Source organism: Deinococcus psychrotolerans, from assembly GCF_003860465.1.
Classification (GTDB): Bacteria; Deinococcota; Deinococci; order Deinococcales; family Deinococcaceae; genus Deinococcus; species Deinococcus psychrotolerans.
Genome location: NZ_CP034183.1, coordinates 2465438 through 2479437 on the forward strand (window position 1 = coordinate 2465438; position 14000 = coordinate 2479437).

Here is a 14000-nt window from a genome sequence, read left to right on the forward strand (position 1 = left end):
CTGACGAAACTCTTTACTCCTTTTCACACCTTTTGTGGGGCGGGGAGATTACCCCACAACCTCCCATCAGGACATTTGCTTTGTGCAAAATTTTACACTAACCTTTACCTTGGAGGTAAAATTATGAACAAAAATATTGGATTACGTGAACTTTCCGACGAACAGATGGCTGAGGTGGAGGGCGGTACATTCGGTTTGGGCTTTTTCTTCTCCTGGTTGAACCCCCGTCCCACCCACTGCGCCCCCAAGCCGCCCACCTGCACGCCACAGCCGCCGGTTTGCCCTCCCCAGCCCCCTGTTTGCCCGCCGCCTCCCGTTTGTACGCCTAGGCCTCCTTGCGGCGGCGTCATCAACTGAAGACCATTCTCAATCCTTGAACTGCAAATTAAATACTCCAAAAAAAGGCCAAATTCTAAACTGGCCTTTTTTTGGAGCTTGTGTTTTATCTGAACACTCAATTTTGAGGTGAGATCGGCGACTTATTTGGGCTCAGAGGAAGTCGATTAAAAAAGACCCGATTCTGCTCTGAGGCCCGCTTCGTTGCTCAGGGTCAGGCAGCGGTAGGCTGGCGTGAGTAGGCCGTCGTCGCGCATTTCGCCGATCAATTTGCTGACCGATTCGCGGGTGGCTCCGGTGCCCTCGGCAATCAGCTCGTGGGTGGCCCGCACATAGCGCTTGCCATCGGCGTGAGCGCCGCCCAAGCTGCTGCTGGCCAAGTTGAGCAAGTAGCGGGCAATTCGCTCGCGCAACTCACCGTCTTGGATATGTACGCCGTCGGTCATCACGCGTTGGAGCTGATCACTGAGGCTGCGGGTGACTTCCCACAACTCCGGGGCCGAGAGGTGCTCAAGGTGAAGTGGCGTGAGCACCGCGTCCGTCAGGGCGATGATCTGATGACTGCGGGGCAGACCGTGCAGCGCTTCCTCGCCGAAAATGTCGCCGGGGCGTATATGGCGCACCGTCAGGTTGCGGCCCTGCGAAGTCAGGCGCACGGCCCGGAGCAGACCGTTTTCCAAGCGGTAAAGGCTGGGTGCGGCGTCTCCGGCGTAATAAAGGGTATCGCCCCGGTGAAGTGGGCGGCCTTGTGCGGGAGTAATCGGAAGAACTGGCTGGGAAGTATGGGTGTTCATAGAGCTCCTGTCTGCGTGGATAAGCGAGATGCGGCGGGGAGAGGGGGAAGCGCCGAGGGCTGTCCAGGCAGACGAGCCGCGAAAGCAAGTGAACTGAACTGAGATTGACTGTACAAGGTTTGTATAAGGTTCAAAAGTGAGAAGCTCACACTCTGAAGAAGAGATGGAGACTGGTGAGTGTAAAGGGTTTTATGCTGGCGACCTGACTTTGGATGTGAAGTGATTATGGGCGCAAACGCTAAAAGTGGGCTTGCTCTTCCGTGACCAGTATTAGAACACTTCTAAACCGTCCAGCACGACGCTGGCGTGGGCTTCGATGGTCAGCGCATGGTCGGCGTTGTAGCCGCCTGCCAGCATGGTCACTACAGGTACGCCCGCCCGTTTGGCCCACTCTAAAATCAAGCGGTTGCGCTCCCGCACGCCGCTGAGACTCAGGGCAAAGCGCCCGAAGCGGTCGTGGGCCAGCACGTCTACGCCCGCCAGGTACAGCAGCAGATCGGGCCGGTAGGCTTCCAGAGCCGGAAGGACTTGCGCTCTGAGCACGCCCATATACTCGCTGTCGGTAACGCCGTCGCCCAGCCCGATATCGAGGTCGCTGACTTCTTTGCGGAATGGATAATTGCGCTCGCCGTGGACGCTGAGGGTAAATGCGCCGGCTACGCCGCCCAGCAGCGCCGCTGTGCCGTTGCCCTGATGCACGTCCAGGTCAATGGTCATCACCCGCCGCGCCCAGCCTTGCTGCAGCGCCAGACGGGTCAGGATGGCGGCGTCGTTGATGAGGCAAAAGCCGCCCGCGCTGCTCTCGAAGGCGTGGTGGGTGCCGCCCGCGAGGTTTGCGCCCCAGCCGACTTGCAGGGCGTCGTGCAGGGCCGCCACTGAGCCGCCCGCCGCTCTGCGTGCCCGCTCCACCACGCCCACGCTCCACGGCAACCCGAACTCGCGGGTTTCTTTGGCGCTGACTTCACCGCGCCGCCAGCGCCTGAGCCACAGCGGATCATGCACCAATCCGGCGGTGGCCCATGACAAATTGGGCGTGTCCAGCACGGGCAGGAGGCCGCTGAGCCGCTCTGCCACGCCCCGGTACTTGTAATAGGGAAAGCGGTGGCCTTCCGGCAAAGGAAAGTCGTAAGCGGCGGGCGTATAAGCCCGAAAAGGCGTCATGTCGGGTAGTCTGCCGCGCTGTTGGCCGGCTGGTGGTGTGGGGGCTGACAGAGCGGCCAACCTCAACAGGAGTGCACAGCTTGTAGAAGGTTTGATGAATGTCGACTCAACCTGAATTCAGCCAACAACAATTCTTTTTGGCGAATGGGTGAAGACGCTTTCATAAAACGAAAAAGCCAGCGCGTCTCTCAGCACTGGCCTTCGTTGAGCTGTTCAGCTCGGGACTTTGTTTACTGCCCGCCCTTCACCTTGAGTTTGAGGGCTTCGAACTCGTCGTCTAAGGCTTTGCCGCGCCCCATATTGGCGAGCTGGGCGTCGATGTCGCCTTCTTCGCGCAGTTGGTGCATGGCGTTGGCTTTGTCTTCCTGTGCAGCGACTTTGCGCTCCATATCCTCAAAAGCGCTCATGGCTCCGCCGGACTTGTCAAAACCCGAAGCTTTTTCCAGCGTTTCTGAAGCTTTGGCGGTCTGGTGACGGGCCAGCAAAAGCTGCTGCTTGCTTTCCATCTCGTCGATTTTGGCTTCCAGCGCCCGCAACTGGGTTTTGAGCTGATCGACGTTGTTGGTGCTGATTTTGAGCTGGTCGTCAAACCCTGCGGCCAGATCGGCGTGATTTTGCTTGCGGCGCAGCGCTTCGCGGGCCAGGTCTTCGCTGCCGCCGCGCATGGCTTCCTCGGCTTTCATGCCGTATTCCTCGGAAAGCTTACGGTTGGTGTTGGCCTCGCGCTCCAGCTTGGCTTGCTGGGCCATTGAGCCGGCGACCTCGGTACGGGCCTGGTTGTAGGCGTCGCGCATATCGCGCAGGGTTTGCTCGATGATTTTGCTGGGGTCTTCGGCCTTGGAAATCAGGTCGTTGACATTGGCGCGGAGCAAACGGGACAGTCGGTCAAGAATAGACATGGGTGGGGCCTCCTGATCTCACTTTACGAAGTGGGGCTGAGAAGAGTTGCACGGTTGAGCGTAGCCTCAAGGAAAACTAAAGGCGGGTTACACTGCTGGGCGTGAAGTATTGGCTGCTCAAAAGTGAACCGGACGTGTTTGGCTACCCCGACCTGATGCGGGTCAGCGCCGAGCCGTGGAACGGTGTGCGCAACTACTTGGCCCGCAACTACTTGCGCCAGATGCAGGTGGGCGATTTGTGCTTGTTTTACCACTCGCAGGCCAAGCCCACCGGCATAGCAGGGCTGGCCAAAGTGGTGCGGGCCGCCTACCCTGACAACCTGCAATTTGAACTCGGCAGCGCGTACTGTGATCCCAAGAGCACGCCGGACAATCCGCGCTGGAGCATGGTGGACGTGGCGGCCTTTGCCGAACTGCCCCGCTTTTTGAGTTTGGACGATTTGCGAGGCATCCCAGAACTCAGTGAGATGCGCCTGTTGCAAAAAGGCAACCGCTTATCGGTGATGCCCGTTTCCGACGACGAATTTCGGGTGATCGTGGAAGCCGGTGGGCTGAAGTTGGAGATTTTGGAAGGAAGTATCACTAAGCAGAGTGCAGAGGCCACTCAAGTCGGATGAAGTCGGAGAATGCACCAACGCGAGCTTGTAACGCTTCTGTAAGCCCCCTCAGCACACACTAAACCATGTTTATTGCCTTGACCGTCGCGGCTGCCGTTTTGGGAATCAGCTTGGCCCGCCGCTCAGAAATGCCCCGCCAAGTTCGCCCCGTTGCAGTGCCTGTACCGGTGCGACGCCGCTGAAATCAGGTTAGGCTGTATCTTAGAAAATCCAGCTAAGCTAGGGGGCGTGAATGACACCGCCCCCACTGCTGTTGCCTCAGCCCCCGCTCCGAGTACCGACCAATCCCCGCCCGTGCTCTACCCGCTGTCCGACGGGATCGGCTCGGTGGCGCTGATTCAGCACTCAGGCGACGACAAAATGATCGTGAATGCGGCCCGTGTTTCCTTCGGTGGAGACAATGCCGCGCCGTTGACAGGCCGCGACGAGAAACTGATCTCTTATCTGCTCAAGCATAAGCATGGCAGCCCGTTTGAACACAACTTGATTACTTTTAAGATCATTTGCCCAATTTTTGTTGACCGTCAGCTTGTGCGTCACCGTGTTGGAGTCTCAAAAAATGAGGTAAGTGCCAGATATGTAGAAGTACAGGAGCGTGCCTACACGCCTACGCAGTTTCGTAGGCAAGCGCCCAGCAACCGCCAAGCCAGCGTGGAAGACGACGGCACTTTAGATCAGGCCGCCGCCCATGAAGCTTGGGCTAATGCTTCTCAGACGGCTTTCAAGGCGTATCACCAACTCCTAGAACTCGGCGTCACACGCGAGCAGGCGCGGGGCGTGCTGCCGCTTTCGCTGTATACCGAGTCGTATTACACCTTTAACGTGCGCTCCCTGCTGCACTTTTTGGAGTTGCGCGACCACGAGGGCGCACAGTTTGAAACGCACTTGTTTGCGCGGGCGATAGGTCAACTGGCCGAGCCGCTCTTTCCAGTGACGTTCAGGGCGTGGCGGGCGCTGCACCACGAGCAATGAGGCTCACAGCAACGAGAGAACCGTGATTCAAGCTCAGGCGCTTGAGCGCATCGGTCATCAAGTGGAGTTTTTGTTGGCTTGTGACCAGCTCAAGTCGGTGGCCCGCACGACACTGCTGCACTGTGCCAGCCGCGCCGAGAACAGCGCCGAGCATTCTTGGCATCTGGCGCTGATGGCATTGACGCTGGTCGAATACGCGCCGCCGAAAGCCGATATAGGGCACGCCGTGAAACTCTTGATCGTGCATGATTTGGTGGAAGTCTTTGCTGGAGACACCCACTTCGATCAGTCTGAAGCCGAGCACGAGCAACAAAGATGCAGAGAACAGGCAGCGGCCCACCAGTTGTTTGGCCTGCTGCCCGAAGATCAGCGGCAGCCCTTCTATCAACTCTGGCAAGAATTTGAAGCGCGAGTCACGCCCGCCGCCCGTTTCGCCAGAGCGCTGGACGCCTTGCAACCTGTTTTGCTGACGTGGGGAGCGGGCGCTCAAGGCTCGGCGGCACACCCTGAGCTGACGCTTGAGCGTGTGCTGAACCTCAAACGCGCCGCCCTGAGTGAATTTCCGGCATTGTTGGCTTTAGTGGAGCGTACCCTCGCGCAGGCCGTCATTGAAGGCATTTTGACCACAGATCACTGACCCAACCTGCCCTGCCCCAACAGTCCCCGCAAATACCGCTGCGTGGCGTCCAGCACCGGCTTACTTTTCAGGCAAGCCACCAGCGCCCGCGTGGCGGCGTGTTCGGAGCCGTGCAGTGCGCCCAGGAGTTTCTCACTTATTTTGGGATGCAGCCGCCCGCGCACAAACAGCGCCGTTTCAATCAAATCGTCCACTGGCAAGTTGCGGTGAAGCTCGCCGTCAAACGTCACGGTCTGCACCACCGCCCGGCCCCGCAAATCGCTGGTGAGGTGGGCGCTGAGCGGCTTGTCCATCCGCCAGGTGATCTGCTCGATGGTGGGCAATAGGGCTTGCACCAAGTTGAGCGCCAGCGAGCGGCCATACAGCGTGATCCGGTCTTGGCGTTCCAGCGGCGCGTAAAGCTGCTGCGCCAGCCGCCGGGAGAGCAGATCGCCCTCGTCCATCAGTAGAGCGCGGTCAGTTTCGGAGAGGGGAGAGGTCATAGCGTTTCCCTTGGAACATCGCCCTGTGTGGCGGCGCGTTCCATTTCGTCGAGCAAAGCACTCAGCCCCACTTCAAAGCCGCCTTTGGGCCCGCTGAGACCAAACAAGCCGCTGCGCGACATCACCACGAAGCCGTGCAAGAAGGCCCACAGCGCTACGGTGCGGGCGGTGTCGTCTGTGTGGCCGCTCAGCGCACTCACCAAGTTCAGCACGGTATTCCACAAATCTTTGCCGGGGCCGGGTTGCCCCACGCTCGGCGGGCGCGGCGAGAGCAGCAAGCGGTAGCGGTGCGGGTACGTCTCGGCATACTGCACGTAAGCTTCACAGGTCAAGAGCAGCGCCCCACGCGGCGTTGTCCCGGTGCTGGCCTGCTCAATGGCGCGGGTGAGGTCACGGGAAGCGCAGTCCTCCAGCGCTTGCAAAAGGGCGGCGCGGTCTGGAAAGTGGCGGTACAAGCTGCTGGCCTGCACGCCCAGCGCGGCGGCCAGCGGGCGCATGTTCAGCGCGTCTTGCCCGCCCGCGTCCAGCAACGTCTGGGCCTCGCGCAGAATAAGTTCGGGAGTGAGTTTTGGTGGGTAGGGCATACTGGGCAGTATAGCGAACAGTGTAAGTCTTGACAGGAATCAGCCGAAAGCGTACGCTGTTCACCACAAAGGCGAACGGCGTTCTTTTTCGTCTGGGGAGAATGATGATGTCCTTAACTCAGCACGGCGCAAATCTCTTTCGGTTGGCCCGATTCGGTCTGGTCAACAGCTATCTGGTGCGCGAAGAGGACGGCCTGACTTTAATTGATGCCAATTTGCCGGGCAGCGCTCCTACCATTCTCAAGGCGGCTCGGCAAATTGGCCTGCCGATTCTCCGCATCACGCTGACCCACGCACACGGCGATCACATCGGCAGTTTGGACGCCCTCCGCGCCGCTTTACCCAGCGCTGAAGTCAGCATCAGTGTCCGCGACGCCCGTTTGCTGGCCGGAGACCTCAGGGTGGACGCGGGCGAGGGGCCGAGCAAGCTTAAAGGCGACTTACGGGGTGCCAAGACTCGCCCAGACCGTTTGCTGCGGGGCGGCGACAAGGTGGGGTCGCTCAGGGTCGTTTCGGCAGCGGGCCACACGCCCGGTCAACTGGCTTTTCTGGACGGGCGCGACGGCACGCTCATCGCCGGAGACGCTTTTCAGGTGGTGGGCGGCTTGGCGGTGGCCGGACAGCTGCGCTGGCTGTTTCCCTTTCCGGCGCTGGCTACCTGGGACGACCAGCTTGCCGCCGAATCCGCCGCCCGCCTGACTGACCTGGCTCCGTCGCGGCTGGCGGTGGGGCACGGCGCAGTGCTGGAAAACCCAGTGGCCGCCATGCAAAAAGCAGTGGAGGAGGCCGGGCGTAGGGGGCCGAAAACGGCCTGATGCGTTTCGCGGTGCAGGCGCTCCGTTTTGCTTGCGAGTTGGCGGCGCTGTGGTTCTTGGCCCAATGGTTTCTCGTACAGTGGGGCTGGCGACTGGACGCGGCGCTGTGGCTACGCGTCTTGGCTGCTGGCTTGGCAGCCTTGCTGGCGGCGGGGGCTTGGGCCATCTGAGCCGCGCCTCGCTCGGCGCTCCGGTTGCCCGATCCGGCGAGGTTGGGGTTTGAGGTGTTGTTTTATGGGGTGAGCTGCGGGGCACTGTTGGTTCAGGGGCAGAACTTGACCGCTCTAGCTTTTGCCGATTGTGGTGGCCTTGCAGTGGACGGCCTCCTTCGCGCTGCATTTGCGTGGCCGCCGAGCCCGTTGAGGCTGCAAGTTTGATAGGCTTGAACTCAGTCCAAACTCAGTTTTCATAAACTTTCCCCACTGATTTTAAGGAGCACCCACCCATGATTGACTTTTCGCTGACCGACGAACAAAAGCAGCTTCAGCAACTCGCCCGCGATTTTACCCGCCGCGAAATTATGCCGATTGCCTCCGAGTACGACCAAAAAGAAGAACTGCCCTGGCAAGTCGTGGAAAAGGCCTTTGAAGTGGGCCTCTTAAACCTCAGCATTCCCGAACACGCGGGCGGCCTGGAGCTGGGCATGCTCGACGAATCCATTATCGGCGAGGAGATCGCTTACGGCTGCATGGGCATTTACACCGTGCTGATGGCCTCCGATCTGGGCATTACGCCGATTGTGGTGGGCGGCACCGAGGAGCAGCAAAAGCGCTTTCTGACGCCGCTGACCCAGAAACCCAGTCTGGCCGCCTTCGCTCTGTCGGAACCCAACAACGGCTCGGACGCGGCCGCCATGAGCACCACTGCCGTGCTGGACGGCGACGAGTGGGTCATCAACGGCACCAAGATGTGGATTTCCAACGGCGGCATCGCCGAAATTACGGTGGTGTTTGCCACCACAGACAAAGCGGGTGGCCACCGCGCCACTGTCGCGCTGGTGGTGCCTAAAGGCGCGGCCGGCTTTTCGTCCAACAAAATCAAGCACAAAATGGGTCAGCGGGCCAGCCTGACCGCCGAACTGGTGTTTGAAAACGTGCGCGTGCCCAAAGAAAACCAGCTCGGCGGTCTCGGTGACGGCTTCAAAATTGCTATGAAAACGCTCGACAAAACCCGCGTGCCAGTCGCGGCGGGCTCGGTAGGTGTGGCGCGGCGGGCGCTCGACGAAAGTATTAAGTACGCCAAGGAGCGCGAGGCTTTTGGCAAGCCGATCACCACTTATCAGGCCATTCAGTTCAAGCTGGCAGAAATGGCGATGGGCATCGAAACGGGCCGCTTGATGACTTGGAAAGCCGCTTGGCTGGTGGATCAAGGCAAACCGCACGCCACGGAAGCCGCCATTGCCAAAGCCTACTGCTCAGAAATGGCCTTCGACGCCGCCAACGAAGCGATTCAAGTTCACGGCGGTTACGGCTACGTCGGTGAATACCCAGTCGAAAAACTGCTGCGTGACGTGAAACTCAACACGATTTACGAAGGAACCAACGAGATTCAGCGGGTCATCATCGCGCGGAATTTACTGAAGTAAGAAACAGCAAGTGAATGAGCCATTTTCTTTCATTCACTTGCTGTCTATGTCGGAATGAACGGAAGTTTAGATTCAGTTCGACATACAGCTCCAAAGAATAAAGGGGCCGCCTTGTTAGCGGCCCCTTTATTGCACACTCCTTCAAACACTAAACCTTTACGGTGTGGCGATCCCCTGTGAAACTTTGATGCCGTTGACGAAAGTTCGCACCGCGATGTCATTGGCGCTGTAATCTTTCATCGAAGAGTCCACATTCAAAATCAGCATCCGGCCATTGGCACTCGTCACCAGCATTTCGCGGCGCAGATCACCATTTTTGCCGGCCAAGGTATACACGAACTGCGCCCAGGGAATGCCCTGAATGGTCAGCAACTTGGGCGAGAGGGTTTTGAGGCCCGCCACCTGCGCTTTGATCACGGCGGGAAATTGACTGACCAAGCCGCTGACTTCGTTGGGATTGAGGCTGGTTTGCCGCCACTCGAAGCCCATCGTCACTTTTTTGTCGTTGGTCAAAAAGACGGCTTCGGGGCGGCTCTGGGCCGGGTAAATTTTTTGAATGGCGGCGGGAGTCAGCGTCAGCAGGGTATCGCTGGTTTCCACGCTGAGCGGCAAATTGGGGAGCTTGGCGGTGGCGGCTTGGGCCAAACTGGTGGCCAGTAAACCGAAGAACACGGTTGCCGCTCCTTGATAAAGACGCTTCATGACTTTCAGAGTAACGGCTGGCCCACTTCTGACGATGTGTCAAGCATGAGGAATGCTGAACCTTTAATCAGAAACCGAACAGTTTGCAGTAAGTTACGGAAGATGAAGCCTGATCCGCGCCGCGTCACTCTTCAAGATTTGCCCGCTTTGATGCCGCTTTACGCCGCGTTGCTGAGCCGCCCGCTCACCTTGGAGCGTTTAGAACTCCGTTTCCAACGCCTTGAGGCCTGCCCTGAGATCTCCGCGCAGTGGTTGGTGGAGGAGGACGGGGCGACGCTGGCCCTCTGTGACTGGGAAGCCAACGACTATGGCCCGCCGGATTCGCTGCGGCTGAATGTGTGGGTTGAACCCGGAGCACACGGGCGCGGCTTCGGCACAGCGCTCCTCAAGCTCGCTGAGCAAACCGGCAAACTTTTGAGCGCCAATATTGCCGACGATGATCCGCCGAGTCTGGCCTGGGCCGAGAAGCGCGGCTTTGTGTTTCACGCCCACCGCTTTGAGAGTAAGCTCGACCCCCAGGAGTTTGACCCCGCTCAGCACGCCCAGCCGCTGCCGGAAGGCGTTACGCTGGGCGACATGGCGGGTGCCAGCGCTGCCGAGTGGGATGAACTGGCCGCCCTCTTGATTGAAACTTTTGCCCAAACGCCGGACGCGCAGGGCTTGCCGAAATGGAGCGTGGAAACGGCCCGCAAAGCTGTGCAGCTCAGTCCCCAGATGCGCCCCGAGTGGCTGGTCTGCGCCCGGCGGGGTGGGCGGCTTATGGGCTTCACGGCGGCGCTCGACATGCCGGGCATGGTCTACAACCAGATGACTGGCGTGGCCGACACCGCTAAAGGGTTGGGTCTGGCCTACTTGATGAAAGCCGAACTGCTGCGTCGACTGAAAGCGGCGGGCGTCAGTGATGTCCGCACCCACAACCACGCTGCCAACCTTGCCATGCTGCGCGTCAACGAAAAGCTGGGCTATGTGCGCCAGCATGGGCGCTGGGAAGTGCGGCGCTCAGGTTCAAGCTGACGCGCTCTTAACCTTTTTCTGGTTTCCCTGCCCGCTTCAGTTTTAAGTCAGGCGGCGGGCCAACAGTAAGCAGCATCTGAGTTGGTTTGAATCTGAAGCTGCTCTGGAGGTTCCCATGTTTACTAAAAAAGCCGTTCTACTGGCCCTGACTGCCGCCCTGCTCGCTTCGCCCGCCCTGGCCAGCGGCGCTACGCTCAGCCCGCAGAGCATCATCGTCAACCCGGCCCAGCCTGCGCTCGATGTGCGGGTGTGGGTCAACAAAGACCCGCAGGGGCAGGGCGTTGCCAACTACCGCATCGGCGAGCAGATCAGGGTCGGCGTGCAAGTCACCCAAGACGCTTACGTGTACCTGTTTGATGTCAACAGTGTCGGCGAGATCAGCTTATTCGTGCCCAACGGCTACGACGGCACTCAGGGCAACTTCGTGCGGGCCGGACAGCGGATGGTTTTTCCCGGCAGCGGAGCGCAGTACACCTTGACGGTGGGCGGCCCACGCGGTCAAGACCGGGTGCTGGCACTGGCCAGCCGCGTACCGCTCGACCTGAGCGACATCGCCGACTTCGCCGGATCGCAGGGCTTCGCGGCGGTAACGGTGCAGGGTGAAGCCAAACTCGGTGAAGTGCTCTCGGGCGCGGTCAGCAACCTGGATGCCCAAGACTGGGTGACAGCGGTGACTTGGTACGGCGTAGGGCTGCGTGGACAGGGCAATCCGCAGGCCACCGGCCCGATTGTGGTGATCGTGCCGCCTGCTCAGCCTGCGCCGGTGCAGCCCGCACCCGTTCAGCCGCTTCCGGTTCAGCCTGCTCCGGTGAGTCCAGCCCCCGTGACACCCGTTGCCGCCATCCAACCCGGCGAGCGGCCCGACCACAGCTTCGACTCGTCCATCCGTGAGGCGTTCGACCGCACCACCGGAGCGCAGGCCCTCGGCAGCGCCGAAACCTACGTGACGCGCTGGGGCACCGGCGTTTGGCAAAAATTCACGGGTGCGGCGGCTTACGGCAAAGCGGTGATCTTGCACGCGGACGGCAGCAACCGCGCATTCGCCGTTCACGGACGGATTTTGGAGCGCTATCTGGCCCTCAGCCAAGCTGAAAACGGCGGCACCAAGCCCCCGACTCGCCTCGGCTGGGCGGCGGGCGACGAAAAGATCATTCCGCGCAACCTCTACGGCACCACCGGCCTTTACGGGTTTTTCCAAACCGGGGCGCTCTACTCCTCCGAGAAGTACGGCACCTACTGGTTGGTCGGCGACTTGCTCAAAAAGTATCAGGGGCTGGGCGGTTCAGGCAGCTTCCTTGGCTTTCCCACCCGCGACCAGTTTTTGATGAATGGCGGCTGGGCGGGCGACTTTGAGGGTGGCAGCATTCGCTATCAGAACGGGGTCTATAAGATTTACCGCAAATAAGGCGGTGGGCGGTTGGGGAGTGGGCTTCGGCGGGCATATCAACGCGTTGCTGTTTGCCGTCTCCACCCTCCCAACGCGTTGCCCGGTGGTGAGGAAGGCGGGACGCTGCGTTCGGCACGGTGCTTAGGCATGCACTCGGCGCTGCGTCTTCTCAGCGTTTGTGGTGGCTGACCGCGCCACCCCGCCGACAAGCTGGCTGACGCTGATACCAAAGCGGTGCGGGGCGAACTCTTCACCGACAGCGGTGATTTGAGCAAGTTGATCGGGCGGCCCACCACTACACTCAAAGACGCTGTCAGAGCGGGCTTGCACAGCTGAGGTTTTTCAAAAAGAGGGGGCCAGATCGCTAAACGTATCTGGCCCCTTTGATCGTCAAACAAACCGCTCAATACCCCAGACTCTCCACCTGCTTTCCGGCCCGCCACCGCGCCCAGTTCCAGCTTCGCCAATCTGCTGAGCTTGGAAAGCGCTCGCGCAGCGCTTGTTCGGCTTGGCCGCGCGAGGGTTTGCTGGGGTAGTCCTCAGAGGCGGTAGACACGCTATTGCCGGCAGAGGTCAGGCGGTTCAGGTTGGCCGTGATCAGCGGCACGGCGTCCGCGCCCAAATCAAGCAATTGGAAGAAATTGGCTTCTTGGTGGCTGCTGCGCTGACTTGTCCTTACGTCCTCAATGTCGCGCTGAATGTTGACGCTGGCGATCAGGCGGCCCGGATTGACCACGTTCAGGCCCGCGATGAAGCTCAGGCCGCTGATGAGGCTGAAGTAAGCGAAGCGCTCCAGACGCCCTCGCCAGCCGAGCAGAGCGAAGGCCAGCAGCGAGACGCTCACCCAGCTCAGGAACAGCGCTCCCAGCACCCGAATTTCGCTGAGGCCGTAAGCGCTGATGTACCCACTGAGTTTGAGGTAAGCGCTGAGAATCACCAGCGACAGCGGCAGCAACACGGCGGCGCTGATGAGTCGGTAAGGCCAGCCCAGCCGAAGCTCGCGCCGCAGCAGGGTGTGCGTGAGCAGCAAGAGGGCAAGTGTCAGCGCGGCGACGGCGGTGAGCTGACCGAAGCCTTGCCGGGCCGCTTCACTGTAGGTCAGACCCACAACCAGGGCGCTGCCGAAAAAAGAGCTGGCCTGGAGACCTAGGTAAACGCAGAACAGCAAGCTCAGGCTGATGAGCGGCAGACCCAGTTCAATCAAACCAAGTCGGGGGGTGGCGCTCTCCAGATGACTCAGGTCAGGTGCGGCGCGGCGTGCCAGCAGAGCGGCGTACACCAGGCCGCCCAGAAAGAAAAGCCAGACGCCGAGCTGAAGCAAGATGCTAGGGAGATCGCCCAGATTCCACTCGAACAGCCGTGAAAGCAGTTGTCCGAAGCGCTCGTCTGCCGAGCTGAGGAGCGCCCCGAATACCAGCAGCACCGGAATGGTCAGCAGCACACCGACCAGCATCCGCCCACCGTAGTGGCGCTGCTGTGGCCTGCCGCGCAGCCGCGTCCAGGGAAAGCGGCCCAGCAAAGTCGGAAAGCCGTACACCATTCGCCCCATGCTCAGCAGGCCCGTCAGCAAGACGCCGCCGACCCCCACCGAGCTCAGTCCCGGCAGCGCCGCGTAGGCCGTACCGAGGGCCAGCGCCACCGCCAAAGCCAGCAGATTGAGGCCGGTCATCAGTGGGCCGCTTCTCACCGCCACACCGAGGCCGCAGGCGAGTCCCAGACCCAGCACGCCCAGAGCTGACTTCTGGAGCTGAACACCCCGCCATCTGAGAACGGCCAGCACCGAGCCGACCAGGGCGGCGTAGAGCAGCAAACCATTCAGGCCAAAGTCGCTGTTCCGGGTCAGGGCGACGGCCAGCAGGCTCAGGCCCACGGTGAGCAGCAGCGGCAAGGCGTCGCGGGGAGGTGCGGGCAGAGGGGGAGGCGGCAGCAGGACGGGCAACGGGCTTGTCGGCGGGGCATCGGCTTCGGTCACGGTTTCATCAGCATAAGTGCTGTGAGTGTGATGTGTATGATGT

Annotated in this window: 16 protein-coding genes; 9 read left to right on the forward strand and 7 right to left on the reverse strand. The window is 60.5% G+C overall.

Features of this window, described 5'->3' with window-relative positions; genetic code table 11:
* Positions 1-503: 503 nt before the first annotated feature.
* The 3 genes from EHF33_RS12170 to EHF33_RS12180 form a co-directional block, all read right to left on the reverse strand.
* On the reverse strand, positions 504-1130 hold the full coding sequence (locus tag EHF33_RS12170; protein ID WP_124871913.1) for a Crp/Fnr family transcriptional regulator: 627 nt from the start codon (positions 1128-1130) through the stop codon (positions 504-506).
* 270 nt (positions 1131-1400) lie between these two features.
* Entirely contained in the window at positions 1401-2291 is an 891-nt protein-coding gene (locus EHF33_RS12175) for a histone deacetylase family protein (RefSeq protein WP_124871916.1), read from the reverse strand.
* Between the two features lie 230 nt (positions 2292-2521).
* Entirely contained in the window at positions 2522-3190 is a 669-nt protein-coding gene (locus tag EHF33_RS12180) for a PspA/IM30 family protein (protein ID WP_124871919.1), read from the reverse strand.
* A gap of 101 nt (positions 3191-3291) precedes the next feature.
* Here EHF33_RS12180 and EHF33_RS12185 point away from each other — a divergent pair, with 101 nt between their 5' ends.
* The 3 genes from EHF33_RS12185 (at position 3292) to EHF33_RS12195 (ending at position 5416) form a co-directional block, all read left to right on the forward strand.
* Positions 3292-3807, forward strand: coding sequence for an EVE domain-containing protein (locus EHF33_RS12185; RefSeq protein ID WP_124871922.1), 516 nt, complete (start codon positions 3292-3294; stop codon positions 3805-3807).
* 228 nt (positions 3808-4035) lie between these two features.
* On the forward strand, positions 4036-4779 hold the full coding sequence (thyX, locus tag EHF33_RS12190) for an FAD-dependent thymidylate synthase (RefSeq protein ID WP_124871925.1): 744 nt from the start codon (positions 4036-4038) through the stop codon (positions 4777-4779).
* 22 nt (positions 4780-4801) lie between these two features.
* Positions 4802-5416 (forward strand): HD domain-containing protein, encoded by a 615-nt coding sequence (locus EHF33_RS12195; protein WP_241191161.1) that lies wholly within the window; start codon positions 4802-4804, stop codon positions 5414-5416.
* Here the strand turns inward: EHF33_RS12195 and EHF33_RS12200 are convergent.
* Together EHF33_RS12200 and EHF33_RS12205 are read right to left on the reverse strand one after the other, a co-directional pair.
* Positions 5410-5898 (reverse strand): hypothetical protein, encoded by a 489-nt coding sequence (locus EHF33_RS12200; RefSeq protein ID WP_124871928.1) that lies wholly within the window; start codon positions 5896-5898, stop codon positions 5410-5412. The genes EHF33_RS12195 and EHF33_RS12200 overlap by 7 nt on opposite strands.
* On the reverse strand, positions 5895-6482 hold the full coding sequence (locus EHF33_RS12205) for a TetR/AcrR family transcriptional regulator (protein ID WP_124871930.1): 588 nt from the start codon (positions 6480-6482) through the stop codon (positions 5895-5897). Before EHF33_RS12205 ends, EHF33_RS12200 begins: the two co-directional genes overlap by 4 nt.
* A gap of 101 nt (positions 6483-6583) precedes the next feature.
* Between EHF33_RS12205 and EHF33_RS12210 the strand changes: the two genes are divergently transcribed.
* From EHF33_RS12210 to EHF33_RS12220, 4 genes are all read left to right on the forward strand, one after another.
* On the forward strand, positions 6584-7297 hold the full coding sequence (locus EHF33_RS12210; protein ID WP_241191162.1) for an MBL fold metallo-hydrolase: 714 nt from the start codon (positions 6584-6586) through the stop codon (positions 7295-7297).
* Positions 7297-7467: a hypothetical protein gene (locus EHF33_RS21125; protein WP_164473473.1), complete on the forward strand. Its 171-nt coding sequence runs from the start codon at positions 7297-7299 to the stop codon at positions 7465-7467. Before EHF33_RS12210 ends, EHF33_RS21125 begins: the two co-directional genes overlap by 1 nt.
* Positions 7468-7521: 54 nt before the next feature.
* On the forward strand, positions 7522-7674 hold the full coding sequence (locus EHF33_RS21880) for a hypothetical protein (protein ID WP_420889961.1): 153 nt from the start codon (positions 7522-7524) through the stop codon (positions 7672-7674).
* A gap of 68 nt (positions 7675-7742) precedes the next feature.
* Complete coding sequence (locus EHF33_RS12220) at positions 7743-8882, forward strand: acyl-CoA dehydrogenase family protein (protein WP_124871939.1); 1140 nt, start codon at positions 7743-7745, stop codon at positions 8880-8882.
* 156 nt (positions 8883-9038) lie between these two features.
* Here EHF33_RS12220 and EHF33_RS12225 read toward each other — a convergent pair whose 3' ends face one another.
* Complete coding sequence (locus tag EHF33_RS12225) at positions 9039-9584, reverse strand: hypothetical protein (protein WP_225429874.1); 546 nt, start codon at positions 9582-9584, stop codon at positions 9039-9041.
* A gap of 102 nt (positions 9585-9686) precedes the next feature.
* On the opposite strand from EHF33_RS12225, the gene EHF33_RS12230 reads away from it, so the two are divergent.
* A complete protein-coding gene (locus EHF33_RS12230; protein WP_164473474.1) occupies positions 9687-10598 on the forward strand; it encodes a GNAT family N-acetyltransferase in 912 nt (303 codons plus the stop codon).
* A 115-nt stretch (positions 10599-10713) separates the two neighbouring features.
* Positions 10714-12003 carry a DUF4384 domain-containing protein gene (locus EHF33_RS12235; protein WP_124871946.1) on the forward strand — a complete coding sequence of 430 codons (1290 nt, stop codon included), beginning with the start codon at positions 10714-10716 and terminating at the stop codon, positions 12001-12003.
* Positions 12004-12388: 385 nt separating this feature from the next.
* Here EHF33_RS12235 and EHF33_RS12245 read toward each other — a convergent pair whose 3' ends face one another.
* The gene (locus EHF33_RS12245; RefSeq protein WP_124871949.1) at positions 12389-13957 is read right to left on the reverse strand and encodes a DUF4153 domain-containing protein; all 1569 of its coding nucleotides are present in this window, start codon (positions 13955-13957) and stop codon (positions 12389-12391) included.
* Positions 13958-14000 lie beyond the last annotated feature (43 nt).

What these genes read in the sequence shown, in the direction of transcription:
- EHF33_RS12170 (WP_124871913.1), bottom strand. Translation starts at nt 1,130, where the DNA reads ATGAACACCCATACTTCCCAGCCAGTTCTTCCGATTACTCCCGCACAA.
- EHF33_RS12175 (WP_124871916.1), bottom strand. Translation starts at nt 2,291, where the DNA reads ATGACGCCTTTTCGGGCTTATACGCCCGCCGCTTACGACTTTCCTTTG.
- EHF33_RS12180 (WP_124871919.1), bottom strand. Translation starts at nt 3,190, where the DNA reads ATGTCTATTCTTGACCGACTGTCCCGTTTGCTCCGCGCCAATGTCAAC.
- EHF33_RS12200 (WP_124871928.1), bottom strand. Translation starts at nt 5,898, where the DNA reads ATGACCTCTCCCCTCTCCGAAACTGACCGCGCTCTACTGATGGACGAG.
- EHF33_RS12205 (WP_124871930.1), bottom strand. Translation starts at nt 6,482, where the DNA reads ATGCCCTACCCACCAAAACTCACTCCCGAACTTATTCTGCGCGAGGCC.
- EHF33_RS12210 (WP_241191162.1), top strand. Translation starts at nt 6,584, where the DNA reads ATGATGATGTCCTTAACTCAGCACGGCGCAAATCTCTTTCGGTTGGCC.
- EHF33_RS21125 (WP_164473473.1), top strand. Translation starts at nt 7,297, where the DNA reads ATGCGTTTCGCGGTGCAGGCGCTCCGTTTTGCTTGCGAGTTGGCGGCG.
- EHF33_RS12220 (WP_124871939.1), top strand. Translation starts at nt 7,743, where the DNA reads ATGATTGACTTTTCGCTGACCGACGAACAAAAGCAGCTTCAGCAACTC.
- EHF33_RS12225 (WP_225429874.1), bottom strand. Translation starts at nt 9,584, where the DNA reads ATGAAGCGTCTTTATCAAGGAGCGGCAACCGTGTTCTTCGGTTTACTG.
- EHF33_RS12230 (WP_164473474.1), top strand. Translation starts at nt 9,687, where the DNA reads ATGAAGCCTGATCCGCGCCGCGTCACTCTTCAAGATTTGCCCGCTTTG.
- EHF33_RS12235 (WP_124871946.1), top strand. Translation starts at nt 10,714, where the DNA reads ATGTTTACTAAAAAAGCCGTTCTACTGGCCCTGACTGCCGCCCTGCTC.